Genomic DNA, 22,353 nt, shown 5'->3' with positions numbered 1-22,353 from the left:
GCCTAGGCCTTGGCCTACGGAATGGCCTTACCGTTGCATCGAACCAACAGACGCCTGGATTCGTTCCTATGCTTCAGGAAGTGGTCAGGTCCGGCGGTTTCCAATTGTGACGACGTACGAAAATTTCCTCCCGCTTCTCCTTCCACCCCCGCCAAGATGAACCTCGCAAACCTGCGTATCGGAGCGAAGCTCGCCCTCGCCTTCACGATCACCACCCTGCTGACTCTCGTGCTGGGAATCCTGGCGTGGAACCAGCTTTCCCGCGTCGCGGCGGGCGCCGACGACATCGCCACCAACTGGCTGCCCAGCGTGCAGGCGGTGGGAACGGTGCGGGTGTCGGTCAACCGCATGCGCCGCACGGAGAGCGAGCTGTTCATGCCGGCGCAGCAGGACGAGGCCGAGAAGTACAAGAACGATCTGGCCGCCCGACGCGCCGAGGTGCAAAAGGCGGTCGATGTGTATGCGCCCCTGGTAACCGAAGGCGAAGAGCGGCGGCTGTACGACGATTTCCAGGCCGCTCGCACCGGCTACATGGCCGACCAGGCTCAGCTGCTGGCCATGCTGGACAAGAACGCCCCGCACGACGACATCGTGCGCCTTTACTTCGGCCCGTCGGCCGCGAAGTATGCGACGCTGACCAGCAAGATGACCGCGCTGACCGACTTCAACCGCAAGGCCGCCGACGCGGCGCACGACGCCGGTACCGCCGTCTACGCCAGCGCCCGCACCATGCTGGCGGTGCTGATGCTGGTGGTGGTGCTGGTGTCCGGCCTGCTGGCCTGGTGGATCACCCGGCTGATCACCGTGCCCCTGGCGCTGGCCGTGGAGATGGCCAGCAAGGTCGCCCAGGGTGATCTGACGATGCAGGTGGCGGTGTCCGGCAAGGACGAGTCCGCCGAGCTGATGCAGGCGCTTTCCGAAATGCGCGACAGCCTGTCGCGGGTGGTGGGCGAGGTGCGCGGCAATGCCGAGGGCGTGGCCACCGCCAGCGCGCAGATCGAACAGGGCAACCACGACCTGTCCGGCCGCACCGAGCAGCAGGCGGCCGCGCTGGAAGAAACCGCGGCGTCCATGGAAGAGCTGAGCTCGACCGTGCGCCAGAACTCCGACAACGCCCAGGAAGCCAGCAAGCTCGCCACCGATGCCTCCGCGGTGGCCACCCGCGGCGGACAGGTGGTGGGCGAAGTCGTCGCCACCATGAAGGGCATAGACGACGCCTCGCGCCGCATCGCCGACATCATCGGCGTGATCGACAGCATCGCCTTCCAGACCAACATCCTGGCGCTGAACGCCGCGGTGGAAGCCGCCCGCGCTGGCGAACAGGGCCGTGGTTTCGCGGTGGTCGCCAGCGAAGTGCGCAGCCTGGCGGGCCGCAGCGCGGACGCGGCCAAGGAAATCAAGACGCTGATCGACACCAGCGTCGAGCGGGTCAGCCAGGGCACCGCCCTGGTCGATCGCGCCGGGGCCACGATGAGCGATGTGGTGCAGTCGATCCAGCGCGTGGCCAGCATCGTCGCCGAAATCAGCGTGGCCACCCGCGAGCAGAGCGCCGGTGTGACACAGGTCGGCGAGACGGTGACGCAGATGGACCAGGCCACGCAGCAGAACGCGGCCCTGGTGGAGGAAAGCGCAGCGGCGGCGTCGAGCCTGAAGGGCCAGGCGCAGCAGCTGGTGCAGGCGGTGTCAGTGTTCAGGCTGGCCGGTGGCGGACTGGCCGCCAGCCATCATGCGTATGGCGCCGCCATCGGTGGCCCTGCCGCATTCGCGCGCATCGGTGCCTGATGTGGCCGATGGCCGCGGCGTGCGGCCGTCGTCGGGCCGAAAGGCGGGCCGGCTATCATGTCCGGCCACCATCCATGTGCCGTCCGGCACCGCCTCGCGAACCATCATGATGCGACTCACCGCTGCGATCGCCCTCGCCCTGGCGCCGGCTCTGGCCGCCTCCCAAGCCGCAGCCCAGGACTGGTTCACGATCTACGGCTATCCCGAGCTGCCGGAAACCGATGTCATCCAGATCAGCCCCGGCATCAGCAGCTGGCAGGATCAGGTGGCCGTCGAGGTGAGGACCACCCGCAAGGCCATGCGCACCGGATACGGGGGCGTTCCCTACCGCTCTTATCAGGGTCTCGCCGCGGTGGATTGCAACTCGCGCAAGGGCTGGTTCCTGACATTGAGCTTCTACACGCAGCCAGCCTGGCAAGGCACGGTATCGAAGACCGTCACCTTCAAGCCGGAAGAGGCGCCGATGATCTTTTCCGAGATCCCCGGAGCGCCGGCGGTCAAGCTGATCACCGCCGCCTGCGCAGCGGTTCGCTGAAGCGGCAGCGCGGCCCGGCGGGTTCAGCTGCCCGTGGGCGGCCGCGCGGCGTCGTCACGGTCCCAGCTATCGGATCTGGCCTTGTCCTCGGCTTCTTCACGTTCGGCCCGCTGGCGCAACTCCGAGGCCTTGTGCGGATCGATGTCCGAACCGGTGGCCTTGGTCATCGCGTCCGGCACGCCGAGGGCCTTTCGCATCTTGTCTTCGTCGCCTGGCCTGATGGTCATGGGTGTCTCCTGTCGTTGATTGGTGGCGGCCGGCTGGTTCAGTGACGCAGCAGCGGCTGGCCTTCTTCGTCGGCGGTGCGTACTTCGGCTTCGAGCGGCAGGCTGGAAATGGACAGGCCGGCGCCACCCATCAGCCGCGGATCCTCTTCGGACTCCAGCTTGGCCTGCGACTCGGTCAGGCGGGTGTCCTCGTCGTGCTGCGGCGTTTCCGGCAGGGCATAGCCGTCCGCATCGGTGGCCGCGGCGTTTTCATGGTGGCGCACCAGGGCTTGTTCGCCGGCCTGGCGGGCGGCTTCGGGCGTGTCGTACTGGTCGGCACCCAGGTGGGCATTGCCCGCGCCTTCGGTGGGTTCGTGGCGCCACTGGTAGCGGCCATTGGTATTGGTTTCGATCTTCACGGTCCACTGGGTCATGGTCGGCTCCTCGCAGGTATGGGATGCATCCACCTTAGGACTGCAGGCGTGACGCGCTTGTAGGAAAGCTGCGGGCACCATGGTGGGACGCACCGTGGCGCAAGCGCCATCGCCCATGGCCTACACGATGAAACAAAAAGCGCCCAAGACGTGACCGCCCCGACACGTCAACAATCGGCGGTCTGGAGGGATGCATGCAGTTCAAACGCTTTTACGACCTGGCGCGAAAGTCGGTCGCCGCCTGGTCCGACGACTACGCGCCCAGCATGGGCGCGGCCATTGCCTACTACACCGTTTTTTCGCTGGCGCCGCTGCTGCTGATCGTGATCGCGGTGGCGGGCGCCGTGTTCGGCCGGGATGCCGTGCAGGGCGAGATCGTGGCGCAGCTGCAAGGCCTGATCGGGCATGACGGCGCGCTCGCCATCCAGGGCCTGATCAAGAGCGCGAGTAAACCGGCGGACGGCTTGGTGGCCGGCGGCATCAGCGTGGTGGTGTTGATCGTCGGCGCGACCACGGTCTTCGGCGAGCTGCAATCCGCCCTGGACCGCATCTGGCAGGTGCCGCAGAACGCCAAGTCCGGGGTGATGGCGACCCTGCGCGCGCGGCTGCTGTCCTTCGGGCTGATCCTGGGCCTGGCGTTTTTGCTGATGGTGTCGCTGGTGGTGAGCGCGGGCGTGGCCGTCATCGGGCGCTGGGCCGGCGACTACGTGCCGGGCTGGGAGATCGGACTGCAGCTGCTCAACCTGTGCATCTCGCTAGGCATCACCACGGTGCTGTTCGCCATGATCTACAAGCTGATGCCGCAGGCACGCATCGCCTGGCGCGACGTGTGGGTGGGGGCCGGTGTCACCGCCGTGCTGTTCGAGGTGGGCAAGCTGCTGATCGGCCTGTACGTGGGCAAGACCAGCGTGGCCTCGTCGTATGCGGCCGCCGGTTCGGTGATCGTGCTGCTGGTGTGGGTGTACTACTCGGCGCAGATCTTCCTGCTGGGCGCGGAGTTCACCTGGGTGTTCGCCCAGGAACACGGCTCCCGCTCGGGCATTCCACACACGCCGCCCGCCGCGGCCGAGGTTCCCAATCGCCAGCAGCCGGCGCCCGGCATTCCCGCCACCGCGGCGGTCCAGGCCGGCTCGCTGGCCCTGCCGCCGCAGGAGTCGCCCGAAGGTCCCCTGGCGCACACGGCCGATCTGCCACCGGGGCCCACCTGGCAGCAGAAGGTGCTGGTCTACGGCACGCTGGCCGTGCTGCAGGTCGCGGTGAGGTTCGCCATGGGACGCGCCGAGGCACGACGGCGCAGCCGGCGTCGTTGAGACGCCCGAACCTGGCCTATTTGAAGCGGTTCGCGGCCCAGGCCAGCGCCGCCGAAGCCGCGGCGGTGAGCGCCACGCCCCAACAAAAATCGATGACCGCCAGCCTGGTGGAAAAGCCCCGGATCACCGACAGATTGGTGGCGTTGTAGGCGCCATAGGCCATGGCGCCCACGATGGCGCCGCGCCATGCGGCGGCAGCCGGCGCAGGCACGCCGCCGAGCGTCACCAGGATCACCAGCCCGACCGGATAGGCCAGATAGAACAGGACGGCCGGCCCCAGCGCGGACTGTCGTTCATCAACTGGCCCATCTCCACCTGGTACAGGCCCTTGGCGGCGAATCCGAGCCAGAAGCCGTCCAGCAGCAGGATGGCGACCAGTGCCGCGACATAGGCCGCCGCGGCCTGGCTGAAACCGAGTGGGTTTTGCATGGACATCTCGATCAGAGGACCGAAGCCGCGCGCAGGCGTGCGATTTCGACGCTGTCCAGGCCCAGCTCCAGCAGCACCTCGTCGGTGTGCTCGCCCAGCGCGGGCGGAGCGTGGCGCAACACCGGCGGATGCTCGGAAAGCCGCATCGGGCTGGCGACGCTGCCGATCTCCGCAATGCCGTCTTGCGCATCGCGCGGCAGCTTGAGCGCCAGCCCGCGCGCCTGCACCTGCGGGTCGGCGAAGGCCTGGGCGATGTCGTTGATCGGTCCGCAGGGAACCGCCTTGTCCTCGAAGAGCGCGATCCATGCGGCTGTCGTGCGCTGGCGCGTCACTTCCTCCATCGCCGGGATCAAGCTGGCGCGGTGGCGCACCCGCTCCACATTGGTGGCCCAGCGCGGGTCGGCGCTCCACTGTGGCCGGCCCACCGCCTGGCAGAAACGGGCGAACTGGCCGTCGTTGCCGATGGCCAGCAGCATCGAGCCGTCGGCCGTGGGGAAATCCTGGTACGGCGCCAGGCTGGGATGGGTATTGCCCTGGCGCTGCGGCACATTGCCTGAGTTCAGGTAACCCGTGGACTGGTTGGCGAGGATCGCCATGCCCACGTCCAGCAAGGCCATGTCGATGTGCTGCCCGCGGCCGCTGGCCTGGCGTGCATGCAGGGCCGCCAGGATGGCCGTGGCGGCGTACATGCCGGTGAAGGTGTCGGTCAGCGCCACGCCCACCCGCTGCGGCCCGCCGCCAGGCATGTCGTCGCCCAGGCCGGTGATGCTCATCATGCCGCTCATGGCCTGCACCATCAGGTCGTAGCCGGCGCGCCGGGCGTAGGGGCCGTCCTGGCCGAAGCCGGTGACCGAGCAATACACCAGGCGCGGATTCAGCGCGGAGATGCTGGCGTAGTCCAGCCCATAGGCCTTGAGGCCGCCGACCTTGAAGTTCTCGACCAGCACGTCGGCTTCCAGTGCCATGCGGCGCAGCAGGGCCTGGCCGTCCGGCGTCGCCATGTCGATGGTGACCGATCGCTTGTTGCGGTTGCAGCAGGCGAAGTAAGCCGCCTGGCCGGTGGCCTGGCCCTGCGCGTCATGCAGGAAGGGCGGGCCCCAGTGGCGGGTGTCGTCGCCGACGATCGGGCGCTCGATCTTCACCACGTCGGCGCCCAGATCGGCCAGCGTCTGCGTGCACCAGGGGCCGGCCAGCACGCGCGACAGGTCCAGCACCTTGATGCCGGCCAGGGCGCCCTGGTGCGATGTGAGTGCGGTCATGGAATTTGTCTCCTCCAGAAATCGAAAAACGGCGCGCTCCCGGATGTCGGGGGCGCGCCGCGTCTGTTGATCAACCGCTGCCGGTTCAGCTGAAGGCGGCGATCCCGGTCTGCGCCCGGCCCAGGATGAGCGCATGCACATCGTGCGTGCCCTCGTAGGTGTTGACCACCTCCAGGTTGACCAGGTGGCGGGCCACGCCGAATTCGTCGCTGATGCCGTTGCCGCCCATCATGTCGCGCGCCATGCGGGCGATATCCAGCGACTTGCCGCAGGAATTGCGCTTGAGGATGGAGGTGATCTCGACCGCGGCCGTGCCCTCGTCCTTCATGCGGCCCAGGCGCAGGCAGCCCTGCAGGCCCAGCGCGATCTCGGTCTGCATGTCGGCCAGCTTCTTCTGGATCAGCTGGTTGGCGGCCAGCGGGCGGCCGAACTGCTTGCGGTCCAGCACGTACTGGCGGGCGCGGAACCAGCAATCCTCGGCCGCGCCCAGCGCACCCCAGGCGATGCCGTAGCGGGCGCTGTTCAGGCAGGTGAACGGGCCCTTCAGGCCGGTCACTTCAGGGAAGGCGTTTTCCTCGGGCACGAAGACGTTGTCCATCACGATCTCGCCGGTGATGGAGGCACGCAGGCCCACCTTGCCATGGATGGCCGGCGCGCTCAGGCCCTTCATGCCTTTTTCCAGCACGAAGCCGCGGATCGGGCCGACGGCGCCGCTCTCGCTGACTTCCTTGGCCCAGACCACGAAGACATCGGCGATCGGGCTGTTGGTGATCCACATCTTGCTGCCGCGCAGCTCATATCCGCCGGCGACCTTCCTGGCGCGGGTGGCCATGCTGCCGGGGTCGGAGCCGTGATCGGGCTCGGTCAGGCCGAAGCAGCCGATCCATTCGCCGGTGGCCAGCTTGGGCAGGTACTTCTGGCGCTGGGCCTCGGTGCCGAACTCGAAGATCGGCACCATGACCAGGGAGCTCTGCACACTCATCATCGAGCGATAGCCCGAATCCACCCGCTCGACCTCGCGGCCGATCAGGCCGTAGGCCACGTAGTTCAGGCCGGGACCGCCGTACTGCTCGGGAATCGTCGGGCCCAGCAGGCCCAGTTCGCCCATCTCGCGAAAGATGCCGATGTCGGTCTTTTCGTTGCGGAAAGCTTCCAGCACACGCGGCGCCAGCTTGTCCTGGCAGTACGCGGCGGCGGCATCGCGCACCATGCGTTCGTCATCGCTGAGTTGCTGGTCGAGCAGGAAGGGGTCTTCCCAGTGAAAGGCGGCACGGTTGGCGGTCAAGATGGTCTCCAGGTTTTCGGCGCGGGCCCGATGGCTCCCGCGTTTCCAAGGACCGCATGGTATAGACCGCCCAGGCAGGCATGCAACCGAGAAATCCACACGCAGAAATGAGAAGATGGAATATCTTGCCGCCGCCGCGCAGCTTTGGCAGGCTTGGCATTCCTTCACACAGGATTCCGTTCCGGCATGCGAAGAAAAATCCCCTCGACCCAGGCGCTCGCGTGTTTCGAAGCCGCGGCGCGCCACCGCAGCTACACCCGGGCCGCCGAAGAGCTCTCCATGACGCAGAGCGCGGTCTCCCGGCAGATCCAGGCCCTGGAAACCTTCGTCGGCCTGCCGATGTTTCGCCGCACCCGGCATGGCGTGGCCCTGACGCCGGCCGGCGCCCATTACAGCCGGCAGGTGAGCCGCAGCCTGCAGGGACTGGAGCGCGACACACTCGACCTCATGGCCGGCCAGGGCAGCGGCGGCGGCGTGGCACTGGCTGCCGTGCCGACCTTCGCCACCCGCTGGCTGGTGCCCCGGCTTCCGGAACTGGCCGTGCGCCATCCCGGCATCACGGTGCACATCGAGACGCGGACACGGCCCTTCATCTTCGAGGAATCGGGTTTCGACGCAGCCCTGTTCGCCGGAACACCCGAACAGGTCGCGCACTGGCCCGGCACCAGCGCCGAGCAGTTGATGGATGAGGAAGTCGTGCCGGTCTGCAGCCCGCGCCTGCTGCCGCCCGGCGGCGGGCCGATCAGCCCGACCGCCTTGACGCGCCTGCCATTGCTGCAGCAAAGCACCCGCCCCACCGCCTGGCAGCGCTGGTTCGGCGCCCTCGGTGTGACCGCGCCGCATGCCCTGGAAGGGCCGCGCTATGAGCTGTTTTCCATGGTGGCGGTCGCGGCGGCCCATGCCATGGGAGCCGCCCTGGTTCCACGCATGCTCGTGGAAAACGAACTGGCCAGCGGCGTGCTGGCGATTGCCTGCGCGGACGCGCCGCCGATCGAGCGTGCCTACTACCTGGTTTCACCAGTGAGCGCCGGAGAAACGCCTGCGCTCTCGGCCTTCAAGCAATGGATGCGCGAGATGGTGGCGCGCGCAGAACTTGGGCCTTCGGCGCAGGCTGGCCTTTAGCGGGTCTCGGCCGCCTCCTCTGCCGGCGCGGGACTCTTCGCCGGCTCATGGGGCTGGGATACGGGCGGCGTGGGCGCCGTGGGCGGCGCGGGTGGTGTGGGCAGCGTGGGAGAGGCAGCCGGCCCAGCAGCCGCCGGCGGCGCCGGCGGGGTGAGCGAAGGGGATATCTCCAGCGCAGGCGCATCGGGTTGGCGGACCATGGACTCGGGCACCGGCACGGGCACCGCCGGCATCGGCGCAACCGCCCTGGCCGCTTCATCCACCGGCGCAAAACCCAGTGCGGTTTCGTCGAACTTCATCCTCAGCCGCAGGTAGGCGCCCTTGCTGGTGTATTCGTTGGCGGCCAGATCGCGATCGGTCAAGCCAACGAAGTTGTAGCCCCCGGAGACCCAGATGTCGCGGTAGACCTGGTGACCGACCTCGGCGCCCACCGTGTTTTGCCGGGCACCGCCCTGACCGAACAAGGTACCGGCCTGAAAGCCGATGTCCCAGTCGCTGCCGACGTCGCGGGTGATGCGTCCCTGGATCAACTGCGCCCAATACCGGCTCGACAACACACCGTCGTCGGCCTGGCTCACCTTGGCCGCATAACGCGCGTTCGTGCGCAGCCCGGCACGCGGGTTGTAGTTCACATGGGTGGACACGATGTCGGTCGTGTAGGTGCCGGGCAGGTTCGCATTTCCCGAATTGCCGGCCAGGAAGCTGCCGGAGGAATTGCCGCTGCCGGTCACCTTGTCCGTCTTGTGCTCATAGCGCGCCAGGGCGTTCCAGGTATTGGTATCGACCGGCCGGTACGCCACACCGATCTGGTGACGCTGCAGCTCCCGGCTGTTGCCTATGCTGGAACCCTGCCCCTTGCTGTCGCTGACGACACTGCGCGCGAGCAGGCTGAACTCCGGATTGAGCTTGTAGGCCACGCCGCCGCTGAACAGCAGGGTGTCCGAGTCCGAACCGTCCCGCGCCTCCAGGATGGCGCTGGCCTTGAGCCGCTCGACCGTGTATTCCACCCCCGAGGTGATGGCAGTCGATTCGCCGAGGACGCTGCCGTAGCCCGTGCCGTTGTTGACGCTGTTGCTTGCGCTGCTGAGGTTGCGGCTGTGCTCCACGCCGCCGGTCAGCCGAATCCGCGGGCTCAGCGCGTAGGTATTGCGAACGCCCAGTGCCGCGACCACGCCACGCCCGTCGATCGAGTCGGCCAGCCGGTACTCGTTGTAGACACGGCCGCCTTCCATATAGGCGCTCTCGATGCCCAGGATGCCGACGTTGTTCACCTGCGTGCCACCCAACTCATACGGACCGTAAAGACCCGAGATCAGCTCGTAGCGACCGTATGCCCGGGTCTTGTCGGTCAGGGCATAGTTGGCCCCGATGGCCAGCGTCTGGCGATCCGACTCGCTGAGGCTCTGCTCGCCTTCGACGAAAGCCTGCGCACCCGGCAGTCCCGGCACCAGGGCGGACAGCCTCGCCCGAACCGTGGCGAGGTTGTCACCCGCACGGTTGGCGGCATTGGCTGCCGCGGCACCCAGCGCCGTCGTGTTGCCTGCGCCGAGGTTGCCGCCCATGGCGCCGTTGTAGGTCGAGACATTGCCGTAGTCGAAACCGGAACTGCTGCCCAGCGCCGCATTGCTTTGGCCGTAGCGCAGACCGGCTTCCACCGTGGTCGAGTCATCGAGCTTCTTCTGCACGCTGACCGTCGCACCGCTGCGTTCGACGTTGGACGCATCGTCCTTGCTGTAGAGCGCCTCTCCGCGCACCGCGAGCGTGGGGTCGATACGGTATTCGGCACGTGCTGCCGCATCCGAGCGCCCGGCCCCGATGGTGGATCCCGGATTGTCGAAGCCGGCGCTCGTCTTGCTGGCCAGCGCGACCGCGGCCAGCTTGTCGTCCTGGTAGCGGATTTCGGCGCGGCCGCCAGTACCCATGCCTTTGTCGTCCGACTGGGTCCGTACCAGTTCGCCCGCCGCGGTGGCGTTGGCTCCGATGCGGGCCAACGCGGTCACACCTGCCAGGTTTCGCTGGTTCTGGGGATTGCGATCCGTGTTGGCGACCACACCGAGCTGCAGCTGGTCCGTGATCTTGAACTGCGCGTCGGTACCGGCGACCACGAACTTGGCACCACCGCTCTCCACTTCGTAGGTGACACGAATCGACTGCTGATTGAGGTTTGCGTCGAACGCGGCGATCGGGTGAGAGAAGGTGATGCCACCGTTGACCGTATCCACCACGTAATCGCTATTGCGCGTCAGAGGCGTTCGTTGCAATACGTTGTCAAGCTGTGCTCGATCTCGCACCACGATCTCGATCTGCTCGCTGTTGAGGACAAACTCACCGGCTCCAGCGCGGAGGTAGTAAGGCCCCGAAATGCCCAGGCCTATGAATTCCTCTACTTGCTGAGTCTGCGAGGTGTTCGCCAGGTAGCTGGTCACACGAACCCGGGTGTCGTCATAGACCTGCTTGGCCCCGGTCAAGGTGCGGTTGGTCTGGCTCAGGCTGCGGACTTCGCCGCTACTCGCCGTGGTGAAGTCACCATAGAGCAGATAGGAGCGGTTCTTGTCGATGCGCACATACAGCCGCTGCGTGCTCTGGGCATCGAAGCTGCGAACCGAAGAGTCGCCGTAGATGGGGTAGAACTCGTCCGGACGGATGTCGCGGAACAAGCGGTCTTTCTCGCGCTTGTCGGAGTCGAAACTGGCCGTCAGCAGGTATTCGCCCTTCACCGCACCTTTGAGGAAGAAGGCGCTTCGTCCTGCCGCCCGCGCGTCAGAGCCTTCAGCCAGACTGCTCAGTTCGGACTCGAAGGCCGCGCCCGCGGGCACGGCACCCACCGGTACGGGTCCACGTTTGCTGAAGTCGAGCACGCCCTCCACCACGCCAACGGCAATCATCGGCCTGAGCTCCGCCAGCAGACTCACATTCGCCTCCTTGACGAACGAGCCTGCGCTTGCGCGGACGCGCAGCACGCCAGGCTCGCCCGGCGGCAGCAAGCGGAACTCGGCCTGCCCACCGCTCATGAACACCTGCAGCCCACGCTCCTGGGGATTCAGGTCTTCGTCCAGCCACCTGCCGCGATCGGACTCCAATGTGAGTTGCGTGCGCGCCGTCACCGGCACACCGGCCGCATCGACCAGACGCACCCTGACGGGGATGGGCGTACGCAAGTCCGCACGCGCGGACGCCGGAAGCTCGAGTTGTATCGCCCCCAGCGTTCCGGGCGCGACGATACGAATGGGTGCCGCGGTCTCGCGCAGGTTTCCGAACTCGTCCAGAGAACTCAATTGGAGTTCGTTGGGACCAGCCTTGAGCACCACACCGACGTACTCCCACGCACCGAGCTTTTTCTCCGCGAGGGTCGCTTTCTTGCCGACGCGTTTTTCATCGATCGTCTCGCCGTTGACCGCAAGCCGCAAGGCGGTGCCCATCTCGCCTTTGACACGTATGTTCAATACCGGCTGAGGCACCGTGTCGCCGTCTTTCAGGTCAATGAAGCCCAGCTTGTTGTCGGCAAGCCCTGGCAAGAGCGTCTCCAGCTCGATAGGGCTGGGAAGTTCCGAGGCCAGCATGGCCGGCGCATTCGGCTCGAGCATGGCTCCGCTGCGTGACAAAGGACGCTGCCCGGAGGCTCCGGGGCCAACGGCGCTCATGCTCGTGGTCGATCTGGGCTGGGCCGAATCGGGCATGCCGGCCAAAGGCGTGAATGGACTGCCGGGAGCGGCTGCAGACGTGACATTGCTGCCGTTCAAGGTGCTGCCTGCAGCCGATACCGCCCCTACGTAGCTCGTACCCGAGGCGCTGGTGGAACCGGACGGCAACTGGATCAAGGGCCCGACGGCTGCCGGAAGCGATCCGACCGCTCCAGTGGTCGAAGCCTGCCCGCTGGCCGGCAAACCGCGCGTATCGCCCAAAGCGGGTGATCGGCCTTCGGGGTCCAGCCTGGACCTGATCTGCGCTTCGCCTTCTGCATTGGGGTCCGCCTTGGTCGCCGAACGGCGGGCCGTCACGGCCTCCACCACCTTGCTGTCGCAGTTTCCGATGATGAAGTCCGCCTGCTGGAATTCGCCCTTCACCAGGTCCAGGAAGCGGCTCGCCGGATTGGCGGCGTTGCGGCTGTCCAAGATGGCGAGTCGTGCACCCTCTGGCAGGGTGGTCTGGTCCAGGCGTAATACGTGAGTGACCGGCTTCAGGCCATAAAGACTCCATTTACCTTCGACATCGGTGACGACTGAAGTCCCGTTTTCCAGGAATAACCGAACTCCCGGCACGCCCACCTCATCCGCCCCTCTTGCCGGCCATCCCGCTTGCAATCGAGGTACACCTTGCCGAAGGCGAAGGCCTCATCGGAGAACACGCCCCCGGTCAGCCGCACCGTCCAGCTGGCTTGATTGGATTGCAGGGCGGCCGAGCGGGCCACCGCGCGGTTGACTGCATCGCCATGGGTGGGAGCTCCGACCCCAACCCGAACGCGATAGCGCAGGGTTGCAGAAGCTTCCGGTGCCAGGGGCAAGTCGGAAAAGCCAAAAGTCAGTTGCGGGCCGGCGCCACCCGACGGATTGCCCACGCGCACGCCGTTGAGCTGGGCGCTGCCGGGCACATACGCAAAACCGAGCGGCAAATGGTCGTCGAAAGTGACGCCTTGAGTCGCCATGCCGGTCTTGTTGACCACCGTCAGGGCATAGTCCATGAAATCGCCGAGTTCCACCTGACGCTTGCTTCCCTCCTTGCGCAGGATCAAGCCGCGCACATTTCCAGGATCGAGCGGAATATGGTTGTGGAATACCTCGCAGGCCTGGCCGCCCGCAGCGCGCGGGCCAAGCAGAACCTGGTTATAAAAGATCGTGGGATCGCTGTCCCGTGGAGCCAAAGCACCGGGTACCACCGCCCCGCAGTTGGAAAACACCCCGGAGCTGGCCGGAATGAGTTCAGACGGCGCGACATAGGCGCTACCAGCCGGCGGCTGCACCGTCAGGCCGTATGTGCATAAATCCGTGACGGGCGGCGATCTCAGCACGAACTGGTACGCACCATCGGCGCCTGTCGTCATGGACGCACTGCCATCGCCGTTGAAACGGTATGCGCCGCTATCGCCACTGAGCAGGTCAGCGGCGGTGATGGCGCCGGATATCGAGCTTTGGCATGAGAGCCGGGTCAAGGTGGCTACAGCGCCTGCAATCGGCGCGCGGCTGGAAGCGTCGTAAACGATACCTTGCGGATCCACCAGCAGCGTATCGGCCGTCGAGGACGAAGCTGCGACCACGGACGCTGCATCGAAGCCGACCATGTTGTTTCGGAACGCGGCCGCCCATGCCTTGTTCGTCATCAACGACGCACCGTCCGGCGCAGCGCTCTTCAGTGTGATCCGGACCGTCAGCGTGATTTCCTCGGATTGCCCAGGTGCAAGCGAGCGGCTGCCATCCGTCATGTTCAGCACCAGTTCTCCAGGCAGATCCGCGGGATTCTTGCTTTCCAACTGGGTGCGATTGCAGGTCGCCCTGCCGGTGAATCCCGGCGAAATCGACAAGTTGCCATTGCGCGCCTGAGGTGCATTGACCAGGCTCCATGAAGCCACCGAGTCCGCGCCGAATGTGCAAGCCAGGTTGTCCACCACCCTGACATTGGGTGCCGGCACACTGCCCGCGTTTTTTAACCGAAAGGTGTAGTCGACTTCATAAACACCCGCATCGACACGACGCGGCACCCCGGCTGTCTTTGTGAAATTCAGAATGGGGATCTGCGTAGCCACGAATGTGGTCGAGGCGTTGTTATTAGGATTTCCGTCCGCATCGGGATCGGGATCGAGGCCGTCCACCGAGTCATCGAAAACCGACGGAGGCTGGCCCTCCGCGGTACTGGCAGAGCCACTGGCATTATTGGCAAGTGCCACGACGCGACCCGTCGTATTGACTTTCACCTCGAATTGAACCGTCACATCGGAGCCGGGAGAAAGTCTCACTCCAGGGGCCAGCAGATTTGCCGAGCTTGCCGTGCCGTTGTAAGCAGCGTTGATAGAAACATCCGAGCCGGACACCACACGAATGGACCCCGGAATAACGGTGTACTGCCCCGACGCCAGGACATTCGCCGTCGTGTAGCTCCCAAATTTATCCGCACCGCTGCCTTCCAATATGTCCGTCGCCTGCACATTGTGAAGCCATCCATCGCCATAGTTTTTGACGCGAATGCGAAACTGCAAGTTGATGGTTCCATCCAGCGATCCATCCGGATTTCGGTTCGCAACGGCGTTCGAAGCCTGTTTGGCCAGCCCGATCCATGACTTTCCTGCCGGGATCACCACCATGTTCGAAGCGGACTCAGCCGGGCGATTCCCGTCGTAATAAAAGCTTTGCGCAATGTTGGCGATATCGCCACTCTGCCCCGCCAGCCGCGTAACCGCGAACTGCATGGCGACCGTAACATTAGGCTCGATACCGCCTGGCAACCCTATCGCAACCTCGTCCGCGCCAGGCATTTCAGTGGTCTGATAGCTGAACGGCGGATCACTTTGTCGCCGGTAGAGGCGTATCGCATTGGCCGCTGCCGTTTGCAGACTCCCCGGCAAATATCTTGTCCCAGAAGGAATCAAATCGCGCAGAAGCACGTAGTCGGCAGGCGACCCATTTACGGTCAGCGTGGATGACGCAAGCAGGCTTCTTGCCGGTTGTGCGAGCTGCATGCCGATATTGCTCGCACGAACATTAAACTCAATCCGACTCTCACCCGCAACCAGAACTGCCGGATAGCTGGCGGACTTGGAAAGAAGAAGAATGGCCCCATTGCTGATGGAAATCAGGTCACGGTTGGCCACCACAATACTCTGTAATGCAGTGCTCGCCGTCAGCGAAACACATGCGTTACCCGAGGATATTGCGGGCACATCTCCCCGAACGAGCAAGGCAGCGCTCTGACCGGGCGTAAGCGTGAGAGCATCCGCCCCCCCAAGGGCACGGGGGTGTCAGCGGCATCAACCACGCCATTCCCATTCGAATCGCGTAAAAGCTGCAGATTACCGACAGGAAAATTCGCTATCGGGCACGTTGATCCGCCGTTTGCCAGGGCAAACGTGTATTTCGAACTCACGTTGCCGACATTGCTTAGTACATGGGTTAGCACAACCCCTACACCTGCGGGGCGAACCACGTTTTGATCCTGTGCCAGCAGGGCCGCCTCTACAGCAACCACCGTGGCGACCACCAGGTTGGAGGTCGATACCTCGGATTGAGATATTCCGGCCGGAATGTAAGTCGCCTTTGCCGCAGTTTGCAAAGACGTGCCTGCAGGGGGCGGCGCCGCGTATACCCCGATTCCCGACAGCAGCAGCATCAGGCAAAACGCAAGCCTGTCTGAAAAAGTCGAAAAAAGGACTTTGGTATTCTTAAATTTTTTTAAAACATTGAGCATCACGCTGCTACCTCGACTTGCGCCGCCGGCCTTATCTCATTACCTTCTTGCCCAACCCCAGACGTTAGGACGAAAAAAGTGGAAGCAACGATTAAAAAAATCGTTGCTTCATTTTTAACGCGACCATCAAGGCCGCATGTTTTTATTGATCGACAGTTACGGTGTAGTCGAGAGTCACCGATCCGCCTGGCTGCATGACATTACCGTCACTGCCGCAACTCACGTCAGGCTCGGTCGATGTGTAACTCACCGTGGCACCTGTTATGCCGACCGACACGCAATGTTGCGGGGGTTGCGACCCACTGAGTCTGGTGTAGGCGGGAACCCGGTCCTTGACGACCACGTTGCTGACTGGAGCGGTCCCCTCATTTTTGGCCATGACGTGATAGGAAATGCAGCCACCCGGCTTCACCTTCAAAACATCGGTCGTGAATGGGGAAACCTTGGTGCCATCGCAATTCTCATCAAGGGCCTGGGTTTTATACACACGAACCGAGCCCAGATTGACGGTTGTCAGATCGACAACCGAGGGCGAGCCGCAGCTGTTCGGTCCGTCGAATACTGCCGAGACGGTGGCAGTGCTCATTGCCCCTGCAGTCAAATTGCCGGGGGCGTAAATTCTGACAAAAAACCTCTGAGCCTTATCCACTCCCGGCAAGAGAGGATTTGTGATCTTGTCCGTCACCAGTGAATCGGCGGCACTCCATTGACCATTTCCATCCGAGTCCAGATAAATTGCCGCGGTCCATCCAGCGGCCAGATCGTTTGGCGAAAGAGCTGCATTGAGGGTGTAAGGCCCGCAAGTCTCGCGTCCGATATTCTGCAGAAGGTGGGAATAAACGACCGTACCAGGACTACCTAATTCGCCCGAATTGTTTCCTGCGAGCGTTGCCATGAACCGCTCCGCCGTGGAGTAAGTGACGGTCACGGCATCAGTCTTGGTGTCGCTGGCCAATTGTCCTGACTCCGCGGCTGTCGTTGCCGTGACGCGGAAGTAGATTTTCTGAGCCGTGACCGGTACCTGATTCACCGCTGGTGTCACACAGGCGGTGACCGCCATCTGGCTGTTGGCAGGCACCGTGCCGGTATCCGTGATCTGGGGAGTAGACGGCGCGCACGAGGCATTCGCGTTCATCACGAATCTGACCGACCAGCCCTGAGGCAAACTGCCCGGGAAACTCTGTGATGCACTGGCAGCCAGGGTGTAGGTACGAGCAACCGAATCATGGTTGGCCACATAAAGATTGAAAGCCGTCGGAGTACCAGCGGAAGTAGAGTTGGTGGTCGTCGGCAAAGGGCTGGGACCGGGGCCGGCATCACCATCGCCTGTCAGACCCGACGTGCCATTGCCTTTGTCGGTATTGGTCAAATCCACCAAGCCATTTGCGATGGCCGAAACAGTGTCCTTTGTGGTATCGGATTTGCTCGGATCACTTTGCGAAGTGCCTTTGAGCACGGCGCTGTAATTCACATTGCCCGGCGGCAAGTTCGCCGGCAGAACCGCCGCGAGAACCACCGTTGCATATTCACCAGGGCGAATCGGACCGGTGTCCTGAACCCCGTCTCCCGTGCCCGTGTCCTGCAGCAGGACTGCGCCGCTCGAGTCGAACAGGAAGAACGTTGTTCCCTGAGGGAAGGTTTGAGGGTCGACAGACAGGTTCACCGTGTCTGTGCTGTCTCCAGTGTTATAGACGCGCTGTTCGAATTTCACGATGGCCCCCGCGACAGCGGAAGCCACCGTCGTTGTGTCGCCCGCGCCGGCATTCGGTTGGCCATGTGTGGTATCCAGCGCCGTGGAGCCGGTTGAGGATCTGGACCCCAACGCAACCCCATATCTGCCCTGAACCACGTAAGGCGTGGTGGAGGTGTGGGCATTCAGGTTGCCTGGTGTGGTGGACGTGGCCGTGGGCCCGGCATCGCTCGGGTTGTAGTACGCGACGTTGGTGGTGTTCGCGGTTCCAGTCGTAGCGCTGCTGTTGACCAGTACAACAAAACTCAGCGATTGCGAATTGCCACCAGGAATATTGGAAATGACGGCGGTAATGCGGCCGCCCGAATATTGGTAATCCATGTTGGCCGGATCGCCACCAGCGGCCTCGGTCAGCGCGATGCCGGGAGCATTGCTCCACACAGCGGAGCCCGTCACGTAAGTCAACCCCGATGGCAGGCTGTCGGCAAGCGCGAAACGGCCCGGGTCATAACCCAGGTTGACGAAATTCAAGGTGTAGACCGTGTATTTGCAGGTTGCCGTAGACGTCAGACCGGTTGACCAGGTCGTCGCGCAAGTGGCCGAAGGGGAAGACGCGGCGCCTGCGGCAACCGCCGCTGGCCACGCGCCGCCATTCGGTGCGCTGACCGCAGGCGCTGCGATGCTCTTGGTCATCGTGAATGCTGCTCCGGTCGTCAGATTCACATCGTCCTTTACGACGGTGGGGTAGTTGGCTGCGAGGTAGAGCGGCCGCGATGCCGCGATCGGCGATACGGAAATGGATGCCGTCGTATAGGGGGCGGCCGAGCCGGAAGCGACCGCCGGAATCGTGTAGGCGACCACGAACTTGAAAGCGCCATTGCTGCCCGCGACCGGCACGGCTTGCACCTCGCAAGCCGTGGTTCCGTCGGAGCTGCAGAGCGCTGCGCCAGTGGGATTTCCGCTACCGTCGTCAGCATAGACTTCGATTTTCGAAAGAGCGGATGCGCTGACCGAGATACCGAATTGATCCTGTCCATTGCCGGTATTGGTCAGAATGTGCGGCGAATAGACCGTGCTTCCAGCGATGCCTGTTTTGGTATTGACGGATACGCTTGTCGCGCCCGTTCTGCCATCGACCGCAAATGAACCGACCTGCTGCACCACGGTCACGACCGGGTTGGAGGTCACGATATTCGCTTTGCCAGTCAGATCGACAAAAGTGGCGGATGCCGTGTTGCCGATATTGGTCTGGGCAGCTGGTGCAATGGCCCATGTCGACCCACTTCCCAGCAACATCGCCAGGAACAGACTGGATTGACACAACGGGCGACCAGCTCCTGATTTCGCACGCGCGGCGAACGAACTTACTTTCACAGCATTTCCTTGATTTTAAATGGCAGTCTTGTTTCATCGCCGCAAGGGCTGTGAGGACTGCCGCACTTGCTAGCGCAGGCTTTATCGGAGATTTATTTTTTAATCTGCGAATCTGGCTGGAAACGATGACCTGAATCCTGCAATGCAGGCAGAACGGGAGTTACGCGCTCCACTTCCGCTCTGGCCGTTACGGATACAGACTCGTTCGCCGCCAATTTCCCGAGAGTCCACTGCAGTTTGCGGTAATTCGCATACGGCACGAACTCACGCTTCCCCGCCACCGTTTGCGTGAGGGGCTCCGCGGCAAACTTGTTGTCGTCGGTCGCCGCCTTGACGATAGCTCCGCCGGGCTTGGCACTGTTGGGCAAATAATCCAGACCGACGGGTATTGGCAACTCGGCAATCAGCCCATTCACCGGATTGCCACCTTTGTTGGTGTAAGTCACCTTGTATTCGATGATGTCGCCTGGCTTCACCTTCGACGCATCTTCGAGTTTCTCGCTGCCATCGGATGCCTTGACAACCCTGGCTTGTGTCAAAAGCGCTGTGACTGCAGGAGGCGCGGCCGCGGCAGTCGGTAGTTTTGACGTCGCGGCGACACCCTGTGAAAAGGCCACATCGGCTGCAAGCAGGGCGGCAACCGTTCCCAGGACTAAAAAAGCCGCCAGGCGGCTGAAATTTTGACGACCAGAAGTCTGCGAACATATTGATCCTGCAGGATCAATCGAGTTGCGAGACAACTCAAAACTTGGCATAACGAACCTTTGCGGGTGAGTGACAGATCGGTCAACACGTGCGCGTTGACCAAACGCTCTCGCATTTAAGCAAACAACAGGTCAAAGTTAGCATCCGCTGACGTCAATTACCAAATTTTCATTTAATTCATATCGAAACAAATAGATTCATTATTGGCATTTGATTTCTAAAATCTGTGAAGAATGAAGGCAATGCCCGGCAGGGCAAAAAAAAAATGCCCCGCGATTGCGGGGCATTCATTTGACTTGTTGGAGTCGCTTGGCGTTTCAGCGCGTCGCCAGATATCGCGAAGGATCCACAGGCTTTCCCTGTCGCCGGATCTCGAAGTGCAGCTTCACACGGTCCGCGTCGCTGGAGCCCATCTCCGCAATCTTCTGGCCCTTTTGAACCGTCTGGTCTTCCTTGACCAGTAGTGCCTGGTTGTGGGCGTAGGCCGTCAGATAGGTGTTGTTGTGCTTGAGGATGATGAGGTTTCCATAGCCCCGCAGGCCGGCGCCGGCATACACCACCCGCCCGGTGGCCGAAGCCACGACAGGGTCGCCGGCCTTACCGCCGATGTCATAGCCCTTGTTCTTGGCCTCGTCGAAGGCGGCGAGCAGCGGGCCGGAGGCCGGCCAGATGAATGCGAGTTCCTCCTCGCCCGCCGTGCCGGCAGGCCGCGCCGGTGCCGGCGGCGAGGCGGGCGGCAAAGGCGTTCCCACCACGGCCGGTGCGACGGGCGCTGCAGGCGAGCCCTGCGCCACGGCAGGGGGGTTGCGGCCGCGCCTGGCGGAACGATGCGAAGCACCTGCCCCACTTCGATCAGGTCGGGGTTCGGCAGTTCGTTCCAGCGCGCGATGTCGCGCCAGTTCTGGCCGGCTTCCTGCGCCACCTTGCGCACATTGTCCCCAGGCCTGACCGTGTAGTAGCCGGGCTTGCCGGCATTTTCGGCCCCTGGCAGCGGCTTGGCGGCGGCTGCCGCGGCGGCCGAACCCACCGGTTCAGCGCTTGCACTGAACGAGGTCGCGCCCAGGCCCCGGTCTTCCACGGGTGGCGCACGCAGCGGTGCCTGGGGCGAACAGCCCGACAGCACCGAAAGCGCCATCAGTGCCCCCTTCGTCCACCAACCACGTCCACGCGTCAACACCATACGAATTCCTTTAAGCAATCCCGGATTTTAGGGGGACAAAGTGAACGTCTTCGAGCACGGTGCGGCGCAGGCCCTGCGGCATGCGGTCCAGCACCACCAGCGCCTGCTGTCCGGCACGCGTCACCATGGGGGCGACCAGGCGGCCGCCGATGGCGAGTTGCTCGCACCAGGCGTCGGGAATCATCTCTCCGCCAGCGGCCGCGATGATGCCCGCGTACGGCGCACCCTTGGCATAGCCCGCCATGCCGTCGCCGAAGAGCAGATGCACATTGGCCAGCCGGAAGGGCCGCAGATTGGCGCGCGCCTTCTCGTGCAGTCCGCGCAGCCGCTCGATCGAGTAGACCTCGCGTGCCATCAGCGACAGCACCGCGGCCTGATAGCCGCAGCCGGTGCCGATTTCCAGCACCCGCCCCAGCGGCGCCTGGCGCGCGATCTCGGCGCCCAGCAGCAGCTCGCACATGCGCGCCACCACGCCGGGCTTGGAGATGGTCTGACCCAGGCCTATCGGCAGGCTGGTGTCTTCGTAGGCCTGCGCGGCCAGCGCGGAATCGATGAAGCGATGGCGCTCCACCGTGTTGAGCGCACGCAGCACCAGGGCCGACTTCACCCCCTGTGCTTCGATCTTGCGCACCATGTGCGCCCGCACGCTGGTGGAGTCCGGCTGGGAGCTGATCGGCAAGGCCGAACCGGGCAGTGCCGCCGGCCTGGCAGCCGCCTGCGGTGCCGCAGCCTCCCGCCCGGGCAGGCGCGCAGGAAAAGACGGCCGTTTGCTCACTGCTGTTTCTCGGGAAGCGTTCAGACCGGCGCGCGCACCAGCCCTTCGTCGGGATCGTGGTCGGCCATGGGCTCCAGCGCTCCGCCCATGCGGCGCACCACACCGGTCCACTCGGCCATGTTGTCGTGATCGGTGAGATCGACCTTGAGCGGTGTCATGGCGATGTGGCCCTGGGCGACGGCATGGAAATCGGTTCCTTCGGAATTGTCCTTGGCCAGGCCGGCATTGCCGATCCAGTACATGGTTTCGCCCCGCGGACTGGTCTGCATGATGACCGGCTCGGCCGCATGGCGGCGCCCCAGCCTGCACAGGCGTACCGCCCGCAGCTCGTCGTAGGGCCGGTTGGGAATGTTCACGTTCAGCAGCCAGGGGGCGCCGCCGCCATCGCGGCCCTTCATCAGATCCTGCACGATGTCGCGAGCGCGCGCGACGGCGGCTTCGAGTTCGCCCCAGCCCTTTTCGACCTGCGAGAAGGCGATGGCGGGCACGCCGAACAGAAAGCCCTCCATCGCCGCGCCGACCGTGCCCGAATAGATGGTGTCGTCGCCCATGTTGGCGCCGTTGTTGATGCCCGAGACGACCAGGTCCGGCCGGTAGTCGAGCAGCCCGGTCAGGGCGATGTGCATGCAGTCGGCCGGCGTGCCGTTCACATAACGGAAGCCGTTGGCCGCGCGGTGGACCGACAGCGGCGCGTTCAGCGTCAGCGCGTTGGATTTGGCACTGTTGTTATGTTCGGGCGCGATCACCTCGACCTGCGCCACTTCGCTGAGTGCCTCGTACAGGGCGACGATGCCCGGCGCCTGGTAGCCGTCGTCGTTGGAAAGCAGGATCTTGATCATGGGAAGCGGCGGATTGTAGGCCGCGTGCTGCTACCG

The 22,353-nt window shown here is 64.1% G+C and carries 15 protein-coding genes and 2 pseudogenes; 4 read left to right on the top strand and 13 right to left on the bottom strand.

Annotation, left to right across the window (positions count from 1 at the left end; translation table 11 throughout):
- Positions 1 to 156 precede the first annotated feature (156 nt).
- Positions 157 to 1,782 carry a methyl-accepting chemotaxis protein gene (locus GT347_RS27960; RefSeq protein ID WP_160553875.1) on the top strand — a complete coding sequence of 542 codons (1,626 nt, stop codon included), beginning with the start codon at positions 157 to 159 and terminating at the stop codon, positions 1,780 to 1,782.
- Positions 1,748 to 2,317, top strand: coding sequence for a surface-adhesin E family protein (locus GT347_RS20020; RefSeq protein ID WP_160553874.1), 570 nt, complete (start codon positions 1,748 to 1,750; stop codon positions 2,315 to 2,317). The genes GT347_RS27960 and GT347_RS20020 overlap by 35 nt, the downstream gene beginning before the upstream one ends.
- A 23-nt stretch (positions 2,318 to 2,340) precedes the next feature.
- On the opposite strand, the gene GT347_RS20015 is transcribed toward GT347_RS20020, so the two are convergent.
- Positions 2,341 to 2,544: a hypothetical protein gene (locus tag GT347_RS20015; protein WP_160553873.1), complete on the bottom strand. Its 204-nt coding sequence runs from the start codon at positions 2,542 to 2,544 to the stop codon at positions 2,341 to 2,343.
- Between the two features lie 38 nt (positions 2,545 to 2,582).
- Entirely contained in the window at positions 2,583 to 2,957 is a 375-nt protein-coding gene (locus GT347_RS20010) for a hypothetical protein (RefSeq protein WP_160553872.1), read from the bottom strand.
- A 194-nt stretch (positions 2,958 to 3,151) separates the two neighbouring features.
- Here GT347_RS20010 and GT347_RS20005 point away from each other — a divergent pair, with 194 nt between their 5' ends.
- Complete coding sequence (locus GT347_RS20005) at positions 3,152 to 4,267, top strand: YihY/virulence factor BrkB family protein (RefSeq protein WP_160553871.1); 1,116 nt, start codon at positions 3,152 to 3,154, stop codon at positions 4,265 to 4,267.
- 16 nt (positions 4,268 to 4,283) lie between these two features.
- Here GT347_RS20005 and GT347_RS20000 read toward each other — a convergent pair.
- From GT347_RS20000 to GT347_RS19990, 3 genes and pseudogenes are all read right to left on the bottom strand, one after another.
- Positions 4,284 to 4,696, bottom strand: a pseudogene (locus GT347_RS20000) (DUF2177 family protein).
- A gap of 11 nt (positions 4,697 to 4,707) precedes the next feature.
- A complete protein-coding gene (locus GT347_RS19995) occupies positions 4,708 to 5,955 on the bottom strand; it encodes a CaiB/BaiF CoA transferase family protein (RefSeq protein WP_160553870.1) in 1,248 nt (415 codons plus the stop codon).
- An 85-nt stretch (positions 5,956 to 6,040) separates the two neighbouring features.
- Positions 6,041 to 7,240 (bottom strand): acyl-CoA dehydrogenase, encoded by a 1,200-nt coding sequence (locus tag GT347_RS19990; protein WP_160553869.1) that lies wholly within the window; start codon positions 7,238 to 7,240, stop codon positions 6,041 to 6,043.
- Between the two features lie 186 nt (positions 7,241 to 7,426).
- Between GT347_RS19990 and GT347_RS19985 the strand changes: the two genes are divergently transcribed.
- Complete coding sequence (locus tag GT347_RS19985; RefSeq protein WP_160553868.1) at positions 7,427 to 8,362, top strand: LysR substrate-binding domain-containing protein; 936 nt, start codon at positions 7,427 to 7,429, stop codon at positions 8,360 to 8,362.
- Here the strand turns inward: GT347_RS19985 and GT347_RS27630 are convergent.
- The 8 genes and pseudogenes from GT347_RS27630 to surE form a co-directional block, all read right to left on the bottom strand.
- The gene (locus tag GT347_RS27630) at positions 8,359 to 12,474 is read right to left on the bottom strand and encodes a TonB-dependent receptor (RefSeq protein ID WP_229722397.1); all 4,116 of its coding nucleotides are present in this window, start codon (positions 12,472 to 12,474) and stop codon (positions 8,359 to 8,361) included. The two genes, GT347_RS19985 and GT347_RS27630, sit on opposite strands and share 4 nt — an antisense overlap.
- Before the next feature lie 65 nt (positions 12,475 to 12,539).
- Positions 12,540 to 15,161: a DUF11 domain-containing protein gene (locus GT347_RS27625; protein ID WP_229722396.1), complete on the bottom strand. Its 2,622-nt coding sequence runs from the start codon at positions 15,159 to 15,161 to the stop codon at positions 12,540 to 12,542.
- A gap of 29 nt (positions 15,162 to 15,190) precedes the next feature.
- Positions 15,191 to 15,757 (bottom strand): hypothetical protein, encoded by a 567-nt coding sequence (locus GT347_RS27620; protein WP_229722395.1) that lies wholly within the window; start codon positions 15,755 to 15,757, stop codon positions 15,191 to 15,193.
- Positions 15,758 to 15,896: 139 nt separating this feature from the next.
- On the bottom strand, positions 15,897 to 18,818 hold the full coding sequence (locus tag GT347_RS19975) for a DUF11 domain-containing protein (protein ID WP_160553867.1): 2,922 nt from the start codon (positions 18,816 to 18,818) through the stop codon (positions 15,897 to 15,899).
- Between the two features lie 92 nt (positions 18,819 to 18,910).
- Entirely contained in the window at positions 18,911 to 19,573 is a 663-nt protein-coding gene (locus GT347_RS19970) for a DUF11 domain-containing protein (RefSeq protein ID WP_160553866.1), read from the bottom strand.
- A gap of 267 nt (positions 19,574 to 19,840) precedes the next feature.
- Positions 19,841 to 20,703: pseudogene (locus tag GT347_RS19965) on the bottom strand (peptidoglycan DD-metalloendopeptidase family protein).
- A 10-nt stretch (positions 20,704 to 20,713) separates the two neighbouring features.
- Positions 20,714 to 21,478, bottom strand: a complete 765-nt coding sequence (locus tag GT347_RS19960; protein WP_407704112.1) for a protein-L-isoaspartate(D-aspartate) O-methyltransferase — start codon at positions 21,476 to 21,478, stop codon at positions 20,714 to 20,716.
- 20 nt (positions 21,479 to 21,498) lie between these two features.
- Positions 21,499 to 22,314, bottom strand: coding sequence for a 5'/3'-nucleotidase SurE (gene surE, locus GT347_RS19955; protein WP_160555446.1), 816 nt, complete (start codon positions 22,312 to 22,314; stop codon positions 21,499 to 21,501).
- Positions 22,315 to 22,353: the final 39 nt, after the last annotated feature.

Source organism: Xylophilus rhododendri (assembly GCF_009906855.1).
GTDB lineage: Bacteria > Pseudomonadota > Gammaproteobacteria > Burkholderiales > Burkholderiaceae_C > Xylophilus > Xylophilus rhododendri.
This window is presented reverse-complemented; position numbering and strand designations above follow the sequence as displayed.

Coding starts and splice junctions, on each gene's coding strand:
- GT347_RS27960 (WP_160553875.1), top strand. CDS start 157: ATGAACCTCGCAAACCTGCGTATCGGAGCGAAGCTCGCCCTCGCCTTC.
- GT347_RS20005 (WP_160553871.1), top strand. CDS start 3,152: ATGCAGTTCAAACGCTTTTACGACCTGGCGCGAAAGTCGGTCGCCGCC.
- GT347_RS20010 (WP_160553872.1), bottom strand. CDS start 2,957: ATGACCCAGTGGACCGTGAAGATCGAAACCAATACCAATGGCCGCTAC.
- GT347_RS20015 (WP_160553873.1), bottom strand. CDS start 2,544: ATGACCATCAGGCCAGGCGACGAAGACAAGATGCGAAAGGCCCTCGGC.
- GT347_RS19970 (WP_160553866.1), bottom strand. CDS start 19,573: ATGCCAAGTTTTGAGTTGTCTCGCAACTCGATTGATCCTGCAGGATCA.
- GT347_RS19985 (WP_160553868.1), top strand. CDS start 7,427: ATGCGAAGAAAAATCCCCTCGACCCAGGCGCTCGCGTGTTTCGAAGCC.
- GT347_RS19995 (WP_160553870.1), bottom strand. CDS start 5,955: ATGACCGCACTCACATCGCACCAGGGCGCCCTGGCCGGCATCAAGGTG.